The organism is Streptomyces sp. SirexAA-E (assembly GCF_000177195.2).
In the GTDB taxonomy this organism is placed as follows: Bacteria; Actinomycetota; Actinomycetes; order Streptomycetales; family Streptomycetaceae; genus Streptomyces; species Streptomyces flavovirens.
In genome coordinates this window covers 6,685,531-6,700,197 of the sequence record NC_015953.1, presented here as the reverse complement: position 1 = coordinate 6,700,197, position 14,667 = coordinate 6,685,531, and the positions used below count along the sequence as shown (strand labels likewise).

The window sequence follows — 14,667 nt, the reverse complement described above, 5'->3', positions numbered from 1 at the left end:
AACGGTCGACGACCGGTCCCCCGTGGTCAGCTCTGCCCCATCGGAGCGGGCTTGATGACCGCGAACGCGGCACCCGCGGGGTCGGCGAGGACGGCGATCCTGCCGACCTCCGGGATGTCCGTGGCCGGCTGTGACGCCGTGCCGCCGAGCCGTTCGGCGTCGGCCACCGCCGTGTCGCAGTCCTCGACGGCGAAGTACGGCAGCCAGTGCGGGCCCGCGGCGGCCTCACTCGGTACGGAGTCGAGGGGCACCAGCCCGCCGAAGGTGGAGTCGGCGCCCTTGCTGCCCGCCGGGCGGACCATCGTGTAGGAGCCGCTGGGGAAGTCCATGGACTCTGTCTGCCAGCCGAAGACCGTCTCGAAGAAGGCTGCTGCGGCGGGCACGTCCGGGGTGTACAGCTCGGACCAGATCAGCGCGCCCGGTTCCATGATCATGCCGAGTCCGGTGTTCGTCCCCGGCTGCCAGACCCCGAAGTAGGCCCCGGAGTTGTCCGTGAAGCCGCCCATGCGGCCGTACTCCAGGACGTCCACCGGCGGGAAGGCCGCGGTGCCGCCGGCCTGTTCGACCGTCCTGGCGGTGGCGTCCGCGTCGGGGGTCTGGAAGTAGACCGACCACGCGGGCTTCCCCTGGTCCTCGGGCACGGCCATGACACCGGCGACCGTCCTGCCGCGCAGCTGGTACATGCCGTACCCGCCGGTCTCCGGTCCGCCGGGCACCAGTTCCCAGCCGAAGAGGCCGTGGTAGAAGTCCGTGGCGGCCTCGACGTCGGGGGTGCCGAGGTCCGTCCAGTTGGGGGCGCCGGTCTCGAAGGCTGGGTCGAGCATGGTGTGCTCCTTCGGCGAGCTCGGCCGGCGAGCGGTGTGTCCCTCGCCCGTCCCGCTCTGCTGATAGGCATGGTCAGTCCCTTGTCTTCGAGTCTTGCACCGGGCACCGGCGGCCGCAGTTCGCGCGGGGCGGCCTCCCCGGTGATCCGGTCAGGGGCCGTCCACCGGGCGGCGGGCCAGCCACAGTTCGCGCCCGGACCGCACGAGGAGGTCCTCGCGGTGGCGTACGTCGAGCGGGCCGCCGTCCAGGAGGAGGTCGAGCGCGGCCAGGTCGGCGGGGTCGATCCGCCCGTCGAGCGCACCGCGGACCCGGGCGAGCGTGAGATGGGCGTACCGCCCGGCGCCCTCGGGCAGCGGGGCGCGCAGCTCCAGGTCCGTGGCCTGCTCCCGCTCGACGGTGAAGCCGGCCTCGGTCAGCCGGGCGCCCCAGTCGGCGCCGAGGTGCGGCACCGCCCCGGCGTGCAGCTCGTCCAGGGCCGTGCGCAGGCGGTCCTCCAGGCCGGGCCGGTCCGGGACGGCGTCGTGGGGCAGGAAGCGCGGGACCCCGTCCATCTCGGCGACGGCCAGCAGCCCGCCGGGGCGCAGTGCCGCGCGGATCGCCGCGAGCGCTCCCGCGGGGTCCTCCAGGTGGTGCAGGGAGGCCGACGCCCAGACGAGGTCGGTGTCCACGAGGCCGGTCAGCGCTTCGTCGGCGTCGGCGTGCAGGGTGTGCACGCGCTCGGCCAGGCCCCGCAGACGGGCGGTCCCGGCGAGCCTGGCCAGCATGTCCGGGGAGCTGTCGACGGCGGTCACGCGCGCGGCGGGGAACCGTTCCAGCAGGGCGAACGTGCCGGTGCCGGTGCCCGCGCCCAGGTCGACGATCCGGGTGACTCCGTCGCCCGCCAGGCGGGCGAGCCGGTCGGTCACCGTGGCCAGATAGGGGCCGAACACCACGGCGTCGAGGTCGAGCATCTGGGCGAGAGGGTCCTGGGCGCCACCGTCGGCGGTGCCCGGCCGAGGGGTGTGGACGTGGGTGGAGGTGGAGTGTGCCATGCGTCCGACCGTACGAGACTTTGCGGAAGAGGCATAAGCTCTTGCTCATGACGCAAGAAGGTGGCGACCTCGACAGCCTCGTACGCAAGCGCATCCGGGCCCTGCGCGCCGCTCACGGCTGGTCGCTCGACGACCTCGCCGCCCGGTGCCACCTCAGCCCGTCCACGCTCAGCCGGATCGAGACCGGGCACCGCAGGATCGCGCTCGACCAGCTCACGGTGATCGCCCGGGCCCTGAGCACCTCGCTGGACCAGCTCGTCGAGGCCGCCCCCGACGACGTCGTCTCCCATCCCTCCTACGACCACGCACGCGGGCTGACCCTGTGGTCCCTGCGCCACGAGCCGGGCGTCTCCGTGGCCCGGATGCGCCTGACCGCTCCGCCGCCCGAGGGCCCCTCGGCCCTGAAGGCGCACCCCGGGCGGGAGTGGTTCACGGTGCTCTCCGGCACGGTCGAACTGCTGCTCGGGGAGCGCCGGCTGCGGGTCGAGGAGGGCCAGGCTGCGGAGTTCCTGACGATGCTCCCGCACGCGGTGGGTGCCGTCGGCGGCCCTGCCGACATGCTGGGCATCTTCGACCGGGAGGCCCGGCGCTCCCACCTGGACGCGACCGCCCGGAAGCGTTAGGGCGTGTTTCGAGAGTGGCGCCGTCCGCCCGGAGGGCGGGTCCGGCGGCGTCCGGTCCGTGCGATCGCACGGCGGAGGGTCGCCCCGGTACTGGATGTGTCGGGGCGATCCCGACAACACGGCGAGCGTGCGTGCCGGGCGTCGCCGGACACGCGGGACTTCCGGACACGCCCTAGGGCTTGTTTCGAAAGTAGCGCCGTCCGCCCGGAGGGCGGGTCCGACGGCGTCTGGTGCGTGCGATCGCAAGGCGGAGGGTCGCCCCGATACTGGATGTATCGGGGCGATACCGACAACGCAGCGAGCGTGCGTGCCGGGCGTCGCCGGACAGGCGGGACTTTCGAAACAAGCCCTAGTTGCATGGACCCGCTCGCCGCGTCAGTGGGCGTGCTCCCCCGCCGCGCCGGCCGCGTGGTGGGGCGGGTCGTAGCCGGGGACCGTGCCGTCCGGCTTGGCGACCAGCAGCAGCCCGGCCATGCCCTGGTCCGAGTGGCTCTGCACATGGCAGTGGTACATCCAGGCGCCGGCTCCCACGTGCTCGCCCGCGATGATCTGGAAGCCGAAGGAGTCGGCCGGTCCGCAGATCTTCGTGTCGACCACCCGGCTCGGGTCGTCCGGCCCGGTGAGCAGGCCGGTACGGTTGTCCGCCCAGCGATGTCCGTGGATGTGGAACGTGTGGTAGTACTCGCCGTGCGTGATCATCACGACCTCGACCCGGTCGCCGACCGTGGCCTCGAAGTTCGGGCTCGCGTCGGCGGGCTTGTTGTTGATGTTCATGTCGTTGAAGACGATCGTGATCGTCCGGTCCGGCAGGATGTCGCCCTTGCGCCGGACGACGAGCGGCCCGTAGAGCCCCTTGCGGATGCCGCCCGTCCCGTGGTCGGTGCCGACGACGTGGTCGTGGTAGTGCCAGTAACCGGCGCTGCCCGCCTGCCAGGTGCCGTCCTTCCGACGGCCGGGGGCGTGGGTGCGCCAGGTGTAGGTACGGGTGCCGCCCGGCTCGACGTGGCTCCGGTTCATCCGGGTGCCGTCGCTGGCGATGTCGTAGTCGACACCGTGGACGTGGAGGCTGGCGTCGGCGTCGGTGAGGTTGTGGAACTCGATGTGCAGGGTGTCGCCCTCGTTGATCTCGATGAGGGGCCCGGGGACCGACGCCTTGCCCTTCTCCAGCCCGTAGCCCAGTGAGCCGTCCGGCAGCTTCTCGGCGTACATCGTGAGGTGGCGCACCACGCCGCCCGCGGGAGCGGTCTTCGGCGGGTCGGCCACCGCCGCCTGCGCCGGGGCGGCCTGGACCGCGCCGAGCGACATCGATGTCACCCCGGTCGCCGCCGCCACCCCGCCGCCCACCAGCATCCGCCGGTTGAAGGTCCTTCGGTCCATGTCGAACTCCCCACTGCGCTACGGAAACTGACGGGCTCTCCTCGGGACGGCCCACACCGTAGCCGGGTGATCTTCGTTTATCCACACTCAGGACAAAGTTCGTCGGATTGCTGCCGTACCTATTGGCGTGCCATGAAAAGAGGTCTAGCTTCGTGCGCTGTCGCAGTGAGCACGAAGGCGCCGTGACGTAAGAAGCGACCAAGGAGGGGTGGGTGACCACATGCAGCGCACACCGCATCACAGGTCCAGATCACGACGCGGCCTCGCGTCGGCCGTGGCGGTCGGAGCACTGACCGCGTCTTTGCTGGGCGGCGGCAACGCCGCCAGTGCCAGGCCCTATCCGGACCCGGGGCTCAAGGAACGGATGGCGACAACGTTGTCCCTTCCCTCGCCGCCGGGCGGGGAGAACGTGAAGGTGCTCGTCTTCCACGCGTCGGCGGGCGAGGAACCGCCCACCGTGGACGCGGGCATCGCGGCCATCGAGAAGATCGGGCTCAGCGGTCCGGCCGAGGGGCGGTTCTCGACGGTCGCCACCGACGACGCCTCGGTCTTCACCAAGAAGAAGCTCGGGACCTACAACGCGGTCGTCTTCCTGACCGGCGGGGGCGACGTCCTGGACCCGGAGCAGGAAGCGGGCCTGGAGGCGTACATGGAGGCCGGCGGCGGCTTCCTCGGCATCCACGACGCGGCGCGTACCGAGCCGTACTCCGACTGGTTCACCGGCCTGGTGGGGGCACGTCCGGCGGCGGACAGCCCGACCGCCGTCCAGCGCGCCACGGTGGAGATCGGCGACCGGCAGCACCCGGCGACGAAGAACCTGCCGCTGGAGTGGAAGCGCCCCGACACCTGGCTGAACTGGAAGGACAACCCTTCCGGCGACGTCCACACCGTGGCCCGGGTCCGCGAGCTCACCTACTCCCCGGGCAAGAGCGCCAACGGCTGGGACCACCCGGTCTCCTGGTGCCGCGACTACGACGGCGGCCGGTCCTTCTACACGGCCATGGGCGGTACGGCGGCGAGCTACGCCGAGACCGACTTCCGCGACCACCTGCGCGGCGCGCTGGCCTGGACGAGCCGCATCTCGCAGGCCGACTGCAAGGCCACCATCGACTCCAACTACACGGCCGAGCGCCTCACCCAGCCCAACCAGCCCGGGCAGAACGACCAGATCGGCGAGCCGCACGGCCTGGTGACCGCGGACGACGGGCGGGTCTTCTACATCGGGCGCGGCGGCACGGACAGCAGCGTCCCGGTCGTCACCGACTGGAACGACCCGGACATCGGCCGGGGCAAGGGCGAGATCCACGTCTACGACCCGGCGACGAAGAAGGTGACCCTCGCCGGCACGCTGGACGTCTTCGGCAACAAGGGCGGCGGCGACGAGCTGGTCAAGGTCGAGGAGGGACTGCTCGGCATCGAGCTGGACCCCGGCTTCGCCACCAACGGCTGGGTGTACCTGCACTACACGCCGCACTCCGAGATCAACCGCGACACCCACATGGCGGTGCGCCGGGTCTCCCGCTTCACCTTCGACCACGCGACGGGCAAGCTGGACGTGGCCTCCGAGAAGGTGCTGCTGCACTGGCCGGTCCAGATCCACAGCTGCTGCCACGCGGGCGGCGGCATGGCCTGGGACTCGAAGGACAACCTGTACATCGCCACCGGTGACAACAACTCCTCCCAGTTCAGCGACGGTTACTCCGGCAACAACCCGGAGCCGAACTTCAAGGGCGTCTCCTTCTCCGACGCCCGCCGCACCGCGGGCAACACCAACAACCTCAACGGCAAGATCCTGCGGATCCACCCGGAGGACGACGGTACCTACACCCTGCCGAAGGGCAACCTCTTCACCGGCAAGGAGCCGGACGAGGGCGGCGGCAAGACCCGCGGCGAGATCTACGTGATGGGCGTGCGCAACCCGGCCCGGATCTCCGTCGACCCGGCGACGGACACCCTGTACGCGGGCTGGGTCGGCCCGGACGCCGGTGAGCCCAGCACCACCTGGGGGCCCGCCAAGTACGACACGTTCGCCGCGATCACCCAGGCCGGCAACCAGGGCTGGCCGTACTGCATGGGCAACAAGCAGCCCTACCGCGACCGCAATCTGCCCGACCCGTCCAAGCCGCTGGGCTGGTACGACTGCGACGCGCCGAAGAACGAGTCGCCGAACAACGACGGCCTGGTCAAGCTGCCGCCGGTGACCGGCAACACCATCTGGTACTCGCCCCAGGGCGGCGGCGTGGACTACCCGCGCGACGAGAACGGCGTCCCGAGCTACAAGGTGGAGGAACAGAAGGAACTCCTGCCCTGGCTCAAGGGCGGCGGCCAGGCCACCATGAACGGCCCGGTCTACCGCTACGACGCGGACAGCGACAGCGCCGCCAAGTGGCCCGCGTACTGGGACGGCAAGTGGTTCGTCGGCGACTTCTACGACGACACCCAGCCGCGCCACGCGGTGCTCACCGACCCGAGGACGGCCGGCAAGGGGGGTCTGCCCACCCACGCCGAGTCGCTGAAGAAGATCATCCCGGTGGGCGCCGACGGCATCCGCAACCTCATGGACTGGAAGTTCGCCCCGGACGGTTCGCTCTACGTCCTGGACTACGGGCGCGGCTTCTTCACCTCCGACTCCAAGTCCGCGCTGTGGCGCGTGACGTACAAGGGCGGCGGCCCCACCCCGGCCGCCGCCGATCTGGCCAGGAAGGCGGTAGCGCAGTGAGACACCCTTCGCTCCTCGCGCGCCGGCGGCACGGGCCCGCCCGCTGGTGGCTCGCCCTGCTCGGCTCGTTCCTGATGGTCCTCGGGCTCACCTCGACGGCCGCGTACGGACAGGGCGGCTCGCCCAAGGCAGCCGACCAGGTCCTCACCTGGACCGCGGGCGATCCCATCGACCACTATCTGACGGCCCCGACGACCGCGGTGGCCGGCGCCGCGACCATCGTCTTCGAGAACAGCGAGGCCACCGGCAACACGACGAGCATGCCGCACACGCTGACCTTCAGCGTCTCGGACCCCGAGTACAACAACGACGTCCAGGTGAACATCCTGGCCAACCCCGGGGACAGCGAGGGCGGCAGGCACAGCGTCGAGGTCACCCTGACGCCGGGCACGTACTTCTACCACTGCACAATCCCCGGCCACACGGCCATGAAGGGCGTCCTGACCGTGACCGAGGACGGCGGCGGCGGTGAGGACACCACCGCCCCGGAGACCTCGGCGACGGTGGACGGCGACCAGGACGCCGACGGCGCGTACATCGGCCAGGCGACCGTCGCCGTGGCCGCGACCGACGCCGGTTCGGGCGTGGACACCGTCGAGTACGCGCTCGGGGCGGACGGTGCCTGGCAGCCGTACACCACGCCCGTCGTGGTGGACGAGGTCGGCACGCACACGGTCCGCTACCGGGCCACCGACAAGGCCGGCAACGCGGCCGACGAGAAGTCGGTGGACTTCGCGGTCGCCGCGCCGCCCACCGACGACGGGACCCCGCCGGAGACCTCGGCGACGGTCTCGGGCGAGCAGGACGAGGCGGGTGCCTACCTCGGTATGGCCACCGTCACCGTGACCGCGTCCGACACCGGGTCCGGCGTCAACAGCATCGAGTACGCACTCGGCGCGGACGGCGCCTGGCAGCCGTACACCGCTCCGGTGATGGTGCACGAGGTGGGCGCGCACACGGTCCGCTACCGCGCCACCGACCGGGCCGGCAACGCGGCGGACGCGAAGACGGTGGAGTTCACCGTCGTGGAGCCGCCGTCGCAGGACAAGACGCCCCCCGAGACCTCGGTGAAGGTCACGGGCGACAAGAACTCGGACGGCGCGTTCATCACCAGTGCCAGGGCGACGGTCACCGCGACCGACGACGACTCCGGGGTCGACAAGGTCGAGTACTCCCTGGACGGCGGCCCGTACCTGGCCTACTCCTCACCGGTGATCGTCGACCGGGTCGGCCACCACACCGTCGCCCACCGGGCGACCGACAAGGCGGGCAACACCTCCGAGGCGAAGCGGGTCTCCTTCACGGTCGCCACCAGCGGCGGTGTCCCGGCGCCCAACTGCCCTGAGTTCGACGAACGCCTCACGGTGATCGTCGGCACGGTCGACACCGGGGTGCCCAACCGGCTCACCGGCAACCGCTGCACGGTCAACGAGCTGATCGAGGACGAGAAGGACTGGTCCTCGCACGCCCTGTTCCTCAAGCACGTCGACACCGTGCTCGACAAGCTGCTCGCCGACGGGGTCATCGACACCCGTGAGCACAAGAAGATCTACAAGGCGGCCAAGGAGTCCGGCATCGGCACCCCGGGCCAGGACGAGGGCTATCGCAAGCTCTTCGACGGAACTCCGGGCTCCCTCGCGAAGTGGGAGCAGGTCGGCGGCGGACAGTTCGCCCTGAACGAGGAGGAGGGCTCGATCACCAGCTCGACCACGGTGGACGGCATGGGCATGCTGTGGCTCCCGTCCCGTCAGTACGGGGACTTCTCGCTGAAGCTCCAGTGGCGGGACGACGCCCCCGGCACCGGCAACGCCAACGGCGGGGTCTTCGTCCGCTTCCCCTACGTCCACGACCACCCGGAGGAGCCGAACCCGGAGTGGGTCGCCATCAAGTACGGCCATGAGATCCAGGTCAACGACCGGCCGGACGGCGACATCTACAAGACGGGGTCGGTCTACGGCTTCGACCGGGTGGGCCTCGGCGGCGCCGGGGTCACCCCGAAGGGCACCTGGAACGACTACGAGATCCGGGTCGTGGACCAGCACTACGAGGTCTACCGCAACGGTGTCCTGATCAACGAGTTCGACAACAACGGCGGCCAGCAGTTCGAGCCGCCGCGCGACGACGACCCGGGGACCGACGGCAGGCGTTACGCCTCCGGCTACATCGGGCTCCAGGTCCACAGCACCACGGACGTCATCTCCTACCGGGACATCCGTATCAAGGAGCTGTGAGGCGCCGAAGGTCAGGTGGCCGTGGCCGCATGCTCCGGCATGTGGTCACGGCCTCCCGGGTGCCGGTGCCGCCACACCCAGAAGACGGTGCAGGACACCAGCGACCAGGCGGCCAGCACCAGGTAGGGGAAGACGTACTGGTGGCCCTGGTAGTAGACCGCCGTGTGCTGGGCGTTGACCGAGGCCCCCGGCGGCAGCCAGCGGCCGATGTGCCCGAGCACCGAGGGCAGCAGCGGCCAGGACACCGCGCCGCCCGAGGACGGGTTGCCGAGCAGCACCATGAGACCCCAGGTGGGGATCATCGCCCAGCGGCCGATGAGGGTGTTGAACATGGTGAAGACCATGCCCGAGGTGAACATCGTGAGGGCCAGGATCAGCCAGGACTCGACGAACGGCAGATGGAGCGCGCCGAGCACCCAGTCCACGACGGCCGCGATGGTGAAACCGCCGAGCAGGGCGTAGGCCAGGATGAACAGGATCCGTTCCAGCGGGAGCAGCGACCGGGCGTGCACGCTCAGCTGGATCGCCCCGACGAAGCCGATGATGACGGCGGCGAGCGAGATGTAGAAGAGGGCCAGCCCGCGCGGATCGCCCTTCTGGAGGGGTTTGAGGTCCGTGACGGTGAGGGGGACGCCGATGCCTTCGGCGACCTTCGCCCCGGTGTCGGCGAGGAGTTCGGCGACGGTCGCCCCGGACGCCGCGGCGAGTTCCATCATCACGCCGTCGCCCTCGCTCCGAAGGATCACGAAGACCTTCTGCTCCTCCATGGCGGCGCGGGCCTGCTTCTGGTCGGGGTAGCGGTGGAGTTCGAGCGAGGCGTCGAGCGCCTTCTCCATGCCGGTGACGAACTGGGTCGCGTAGGGCGTCCTGGGGCCCTCGACGACCGCGGCGGGGATCCGGTGCGGGGTGGGGTTGGCCATGGCGTAGGTGTACGAGCCCGCGAAGAGCCCGGCCGCGGCGGCGAGGATGAAGAGCAGCACCACGGCCGGGACGTAGGGAGACTTCTTGTACGTCTCCCACTTCTCGCGCCGGGTCGGGGCCCTGCCGTGCGCGCCGTGCTCCCCGTGCCCGTCGGTGGCGTCGTGGCTCATGCGGTGCCGCCCTCGTCCTCTTTCCTGGCACGACTGGGCTGCACCCGCTTGGGTTCGCCGGGCATCTTGGGGTACTCCGGGGGGTAGGGCAGGTCGCCGAGCTCGTGCTCGTGCTCGTCGCGGCGGGCCAGCTCCAGCAGACCGTCGAGCCGGAAGGCGTGCTCGTCCATGTCGGCGTGCAGATCGCCCACCTCGGCGAACCGCCGGGGCATGGTCCGGATGTCGAAGTCGCGGGGCTCCACGTCGTCGACCTCGTCCCAGCGCAGCGGGGCGGAGACGGGGGCGTGCGGGAAGGGGCGTACGGAGTAGGCGGAGGCGATGGTGCGGTCGCGGGCCGTCTGGTTGTAGTCCACGAAGATCCGCTCGCCGCGTTCCTCCTTCCACCACGCGGTGGTCACCCGGTCCGGCATCCGGCGCTCCAGCTCGCGTCCCGCGGCGATGGCGGCCCGCCGGACCTGGGTGAAGGTCCACTCGGGCACGATCGGGACGAAGACGTGGAGGCCGCGGCCGCCGGAGGTCTTGGGCCAGCCGCGCAGCCCGTGGTCGTCCAGGACGGAGCGCAGTTCATGGGCGGCCCGCACCGCGTCGGCGTAGTCGGTGCCGGGCTGCGGGTCGAGGTCGATGCGCAGCTCGTCGGGGTGGTCGGTGTCGGCGCGGCGGACCGGCCAGGGGTGGAAGGTCAGGGTACCGAGGTTGGCGGCCCACAGGACGGCGCCCAGTTCGGTGGGGCACATCTCGTCGGCGTGCCGCCCGCTGGGGAACTCGATGCGGGCTGTGGGCGTCCAGTCGGGGAGGTTCTTCGGCGCCCGCTTCTGGTAGAAGAACTCGCCCTCCACCCCGTCGACGAACCGCTGGAGGGTGGTCGGCCGGTCGCGCAGGGCGCGCAGGATGCCGGGCCCCACGGCCAGGAAGTAGTCGGCCACGTCCTTCTTGGTGTAGCCCTTGTCCGGGAAATACACCTTGTCCGGGTTGGACAGCCGTACGGCCCGTCCGTCCGCGTCCAGTTCCATCGCTGCTCCTGCTCCCATGTCGGACACCGTAGGCGGGGCCCACATATGCCGCATATCGGGAGACACGCCGGGTGCGGCGGTTCAGAATCGGGCCATGGACCTGCCGGTGATGCCTCCCGTGAAACCGATGCTCGCCACGTCCGTATCCGCGATTCCGCCCGGTATGCAGTACGAGGCGAAGTGGGACGGCTTCCGGGCGATCGTGCACCGGGACGGCGAGGAGGTGGTGCTCGGCAGCCGGACCGGGAAGCCGCTCACCCGCTACTTCCCCGAGGTGGTCGAGGCGGTGCGGGAGAATCTGCCGCCGCGCTGTGTGGTCGACGGGGAGATCGTGGTGGCGCACGACGGCCGGCTGGACTTCGACCGGCTGAGCGAGCGCATCCACCCGGCGGACTCCCGGGTGCGGACCCTCGCAGAGCGCACGCCGGCCTCCCTGGTCGTCTTCGACATCCTGGCGCTGGACGACGCGTCGCTGACCGGCCGTCCGCTGACGGAGCGGCGGGCGGCGCTGGAGCGGGCCATGGGCGGCGCGTCGCCGCCGGTGCATCTGGCGCCCGCCACCACCGACGAGGCCCTGGCCCGGCGGTGGTTCGAGCAGTACGAGGGCGCCGGGCTGGACGGGGTGGTGGCCAAGCCGCTGGACCTGACCTACCGACCCGACGTACGGGCGATGTACAAGGTCAAGCACGAGCGGACGGCGGACTGCGTCGTGGCGGGCTACCGCTTCCACAAGAGCGGCCCGGTGGTCGGCTCGCTGCTGCTGGGGCTGTACGACGCCCAGGGCGCCCTTCAGCACGTCGGGGTGAGCGCGGCGTTCCCGATGAAGCGGCGTGCCGAGCTCGTCCAGGAGCTGGAACCGCTGCGGATCGATCCCGCCGAGCACCCGTGGGCGGCCTGGGCGGACGCGGCGGCCCACGAAGGGGCGCGGCTGCCGGGCGCGCCGAGCCGCTGGTCCGGCAAGAAGGACATGTCGTGGGTGGCGATCGCCCCGGAGCGGGTCTGCGAGGTGGCGTACGACCACATGGAGGGCGACCGCTTCCGCCACACCGCCCGGTTCCGGCGCTGGCGCCCGGACCGTGCCCCCACCAGCTGCACCTACGCACAGCTGGAGGAGGTCGTGCGGTACGACCTGTCCGACGTGCTCGACGGCGGCTGAGCCGTCAGCCGGTGGTGGCCGGGGTGGCGCAGGGGCCGTCGGCCGGGTCGTCCGGGCCGGGGGTGGGCGTGGGGCAGCCGGGGTCCGGGGTGCCGGGGTCCGGATCGGGTGTCGTGGTGGGGTCCGGGGTACCGGGGTCGGTGGTGGTGGGGTCCGGGCCGGGGGTTGTGGTGGGGTCGGGGGTGGTGGTCGGGTCCGGGGTGCCGCTGTCCGTGGGGTCGGGGCTCGGGCCGGGGTCCGTGGGGGTCGCCGAGCCGCCCGGGTGCGGGGTGCCGGACGGGGACGGGGCGGGGGTGGCGGTGGGCGAGGTGGACGGGCGCGGAGTGCCACCGGGCGGGGGCCCGATGACGATGCCGCCGCCGCCCTTGCCGGGGCCGCTCGGGCTGCCGGGGCCGCCGACCGGGGCCTTGGGGGCGTGCGGGCCGCCCGCGCCGGGGCTGCCGGGGGTCACACCCGTGCCGTCGGCGACCGGGTGGGTGCCCTTGCGGTAGAACTCCAGCCAGGAACGGACCGTGGCCAGATACGTGTCCGAGTGGTTGTAGCTGAGGATCGCCCGGTCGAGGTCGCCGCGTGACGACAGGTCGCGCGGCCCGGCGCAGAGGTAGTGGCCGGCGGCGAGGGCGGCGTCGTGGATGTTGTTCGGGTCCTCGCGTCCGTCACCGTTGCCGTCGGCGCCCCAGTGCGCCCAGGTGGAGGGGATGAACTGCATGGGGCCGACGGCCCGGTCGTACACGGCGTCGCCGTCGTAGCGGCCGCCGTCGGTGTCGGCGATGTGGGCGAAACCGGCGCCGTTGAGCACCGGGCCGAGGATGGGGGTGCGGGTGGTGCCCCGGGCGTCCACCCGTCCGCCGGCCGCGTGGCCGGACTCCACCTTGCCGATCGCCGCGAGCAGTTGCCAGGGCAGGCGGCAGCCTGGGTCGGTGCGCGCGAGGGATGCCTCGGCCGAGCGGTAGGCGGCCAGGACGGTGCCGGGGATGCCGGCCTCGGCCCAGGCCCGGCCGGTGGCCGGCAGGGCCGCGCCCGGCTTGCCGCCCTCGCCGGCCTTCCCGGTGGCGGGCTTCGGCGGTTCGGGCGTGACGAGGGGCGGCAGTTCGGTGTGGTAGCTGTCGTCGTTCGGCGCCTCGGTCCACACGACGTCGTCCGCGGCCGCGTTCTTCATGTCGCCGCCCGCCTGGCCGCCGGTGAGCCCCGGGGCCTGGGACGCGGTGAGAGCCGCCATCGCGGCGACCGCGGTGGCCGTGCCGCCGAGTCCGCGGCGCACGGTTCCGTTGAACCTCATGTGTCCTGCCTCTCCCGGGTCATCGGGTGAACGTGTCGATGGCCGCGATCCGCCAGGTGCCTTCGCTGCGGACCGCGTCCACGGCGAACATCGCCGCCGCGTACGTGGTCTCCTCCTCCTTGCCGGTACGGGTGTTGCTCTGGTCGGCGAAGACGAGCAGCCGGGCCCGGTCGCCGTCGAGCAGTTCGACGCCGCTCTCGGTGACGGTCGTGGTGAGCACGAGCTTCTGCTTCGGGGCCTGGGCACGGACCTCGGCGAGCATGTCCTGGTGCTGCTGGACCGCCTTGCCCGTCAGGTATTTCCGCGCGGCCTGGTCGGACTTGCCGGGTGAGGCGTAGGTGTACGAGAAGACCGCGCCCACGGCCTCGGTGATCTGCCCCTTGACCTCGCTGGTCCGGCTGATGTCGGTGAGGGCCGTGTTCTGCCGGGTGGGGTCCTCGCGCAGCGACGCGGCCGAGGTGAACGCCCAGGCGGCGAAGGCGCCGAGGAGGACGGTGGCCGCGCAGAGGGCGGCGGGCAGCCGGAAGCGGAGGCGCGGGAGCCGGGTCGGGAGGCGGGTCGGGGCCGGGGGTTCGCCGGCTTCGCCGGCCTCCGCGGTTCCGGGCTCGGTTCCGGGCTCGGCCGGTGCTTCCGTCACGGCCGCCCGGTCCTCGGCGGGTGCGGGTGCGCCGGTGGCCGGCGTGCGCTCGGACGGCGCCGTCGCGGCGACGGTGGCCAGTCGGCGGCGGCGGTTCACGAGGTGTCGGGTCGTCGACATGTCAGGGGTCCTCTCGGCGGGATGGCGGGGGGTCAGCCGGCGGTGTTGCCGACGGGCGCCTGACCGAGGGCGCTGAGCTTCCACCCCTCGGACGTGCGCGTGAGCTGCCCCAGCATCCGGTTCTCCTTCACCGCGGGCTCGCCCTCGGGAGCCGACACGGTGACCCGGAGCGCCACCATCACCCCCGCCTTGCCGGCCCGGTCGTCCAGCTCGGTCACCGCGCCGGACAGGACCTTGGCGGTGCTGACCGTCTTCGCCGTCTCGATCTGCTTGACGAACGCCTCCCGGCCGTCGACGAGTTGGCGGTGCAGGTCGCCGGTGGTCGATGCCTCCCAGCTGTCGAGGCCCTTCTCCAGGTGCGCGTGGTCGAGGGTGTTCATGTTCTGCACCGCCTGCTCCCCCGCGGCCAGCGCGTCGTCCCGAGCCTCGGCGTAGGCCGCCGCGTCGTCGTGCGCCGCGTCGTAGCGCGACCAGCCGCCCCAGCCGGCCGCGCCGGCCGCCGCGACCGTCAGCACGACCGCCGCCACCACCAGTGGATTCCTCGTCGTCCGTACCCGTGCCATCGGTG

The 14,667-nt window shown here is 71.9% G+C and carries 12 protein-coding genes; 4 read left to right on the top strand and 8 right to left on the bottom strand.

The window, feature by feature from the left end:
- Nucleotides 1-26: 26 nt before the first annotated feature.
- Nucleotides 27-824, bottom strand: coding sequence for a VOC family protein (locus SACTE_RS29220; RefSeq protein ID WP_014049618.1), 798 nt, complete (start codon nucleotides 822-824; stop codon nucleotides 27-29).
- A 150-nt stretch (nucleotides 825-974) separates the two neighbouring features.
- Nucleotides 975-1,856, bottom strand: a complete 882-nt coding sequence (locus SACTE_RS29215) for a class I SAM-dependent methyltransferase (RefSeq protein ID WP_014049617.1) — start codon at nucleotides 1,854-1,856, stop codon at nucleotides 975-977.
- Between the two features lie 47 nt (nucleotides 1,857-1,903).
- Here SACTE_RS29215 and SACTE_RS29210 point away from each other — a divergent pair, with 47 nt between their 5' ends.
- A complete protein-coding gene (locus SACTE_RS29210) occupies nucleotides 1,904-2,479 on the top strand; it encodes an XRE family transcriptional regulator (RefSeq protein WP_014049616.1) in 576 nt (191 codons plus the stop codon).
- Between the two features lie 375 nt (nucleotides 2,480-2,854).
- Here SACTE_RS29210 and SACTE_RS29205 read toward each other — a convergent pair whose 3' ends face one another.
- Nucleotides 2,855-3,856: a multicopper oxidase domain-containing protein gene (locus SACTE_RS29205; RefSeq protein WP_014049615.1), complete on the bottom strand. Its 1,002-nt coding sequence runs from the start codon at nucleotides 3,854-3,856 to the stop codon at nucleotides 2,855-2,857.
- Between the two features lie 274 nt (nucleotides 3,857-4,130).
- On the opposite strand from SACTE_RS29205, the gene SACTE_RS29200 reads away from it, so the two are divergent.
- Nucleotides 4,131-6,575 (top strand): ThuA domain-containing protein, encoded by a 2,445-nt coding sequence (locus tag SACTE_RS29200; RefSeq protein WP_026359106.1) that lies wholly within the window; start codon nucleotides 4,131-4,133, stop codon nucleotides 6,573-6,575.
- Entirely contained in the window at nucleotides 6,572-8,806 is a 2,235-nt protein-coding gene (locus SACTE_RS29195) for a family 16 glycoside hydrolase (protein ID WP_014049613.1), read from the top strand. Before SACTE_RS29200 ends, SACTE_RS29195 begins: the two co-directional genes overlap by 4 nt.
- Before the next feature lie 11 nt (nucleotides 8,807-8,817).
- Here SACTE_RS29195 and SACTE_RS29190 read toward each other — a convergent pair whose 3' ends face one another.
- A complete protein-coding gene (locus SACTE_RS29190; protein ID WP_014049612.1) occupies nucleotides 8,818-9,897 on the bottom strand; it encodes an ABC transporter permease in 1,080 nt (359 codons plus the stop codon).
- A complete protein-coding gene (gene ligD, locus SACTE_RS29185) occupies nucleotides 9,894-10,907 on the bottom strand; it encodes a non-homologous end-joining DNA ligase (protein ID WP_014049611.1) in 1,014 nt (337 codons plus the stop codon). The genes SACTE_RS29190 and ligD overlap by 4 nt, the downstream gene beginning before the upstream one ends.
- Before the next feature lie 94 nt (nucleotides 10,908-11,001).
- Here ligD and SACTE_RS29180 point away from each other — a divergent pair, with 94 nt between their 5' ends.
- Nucleotides 11,002-12,063, top strand: a complete 1,062-nt coding sequence (locus SACTE_RS29180; protein ID WP_019993164.1) for an ATP-dependent DNA ligase — start codon at nucleotides 11,002-11,004, stop codon at nucleotides 12,061-12,063.
- A 4-nt stretch (nucleotides 12,064-12,067) separates the two neighbouring features.
- On the opposite strand, the gene SACTE_RS29175 is transcribed toward SACTE_RS29180, so the two are convergent.
- The 3 genes from SACTE_RS29175 to SACTE_RS29165 are packed head-to-tail and all read right to left on the bottom strand — an operon-like array spanning nucleotide 12,068 to nucleotide 14,662.
- Entirely contained in the window at nucleotides 12,068-13,342 is a 1,275-nt protein-coding gene (locus SACTE_RS29175; protein WP_014049609.1) for a lytic transglycosylase domain-containing protein, read from the bottom strand.
- A 19-nt stretch (nucleotides 13,343-13,361) separates the two neighbouring features.
- The gene (locus SACTE_RS29170) at nucleotides 13,362-14,099 is read right to left on the bottom strand and encodes a hypothetical protein (RefSeq protein WP_014049608.1); all 738 of its coding nucleotides are present in this window, start codon (nucleotides 14,097-14,099) and stop codon (nucleotides 13,362-13,364) included.
- Nucleotides 14,100-14,131: 32 nt separating this feature from the next.
- Entirely contained in the window at nucleotides 14,132-14,662 is a 531-nt protein-coding gene (locus tag SACTE_RS29165) for a hypothetical protein (protein WP_014049607.1), read from the bottom strand.
- Nucleotides 14,663-14,667 lie beyond the last annotated feature (5 nt).

Coding starts and splice junctions, on each gene's coding strand:
- SACTE_RS29170 (WP_014049608.1), bottom strand. CDS start 14,099: ATGTCGACGACCCGACACCTCGTGAACCGCCGCCGCCGACTGGCCACC.
- SACTE_RS29165 (WP_014049607.1), bottom strand. CDS start 14,662: ATGGCACGGGTACGGACGACGAGGAATCCACTGGTGGTGGCGGCGGTC.
- SACTE_RS29190 (WP_014049612.1), bottom strand. CDS start 9,897: ATGAGCCACGACGCCACCGACGGGCACGGGGAGCACGGCGCGCACGGC.
- ligD (WP_014049611.1), bottom strand. CDS start 10,907: ATGGAACTGGACGCGGACGGACGGGCCGTACGGCTGTCCAACCCGGAC.
- SACTE_RS29210 (WP_014049616.1), top strand. CDS start 1,904: ATGACGCAAGAAGGTGGCGACCTCGACAGCCTCGTACGCAAGCGCATC.
- SACTE_RS29205 (WP_014049615.1), bottom strand. CDS start 3,856: ATGGACCGAAGGACCTTCAACCGGCGGATGCTGGTGGGCGGCGGGGTG.
- SACTE_RS29175 (WP_014049609.1), bottom strand. CDS start 13,342: ATGAGGTTCAACGGAACCGTGCGCCGCGGACTCGGCGGCACGGCCACC.
- SACTE_RS29215 (WP_014049617.1), bottom strand. CDS start 1,856: ATGGCACACTCCACCTCCACCCACGTCCACACCCCTCGGCCGGGCACC.
- SACTE_RS29180 (WP_019993164.1), top strand. CDS start 11,002: ATGGACCTGCCGGTGATGCCTCCCGTGAAACCGATGCTCGCCACGTCC.
- SACTE_RS29220 (WP_014049618.1), bottom strand. CDS start 824: ATGCTCGACCCAGCCTTCGAGACCGGCGCCCCCAACTGGACGGACCTC.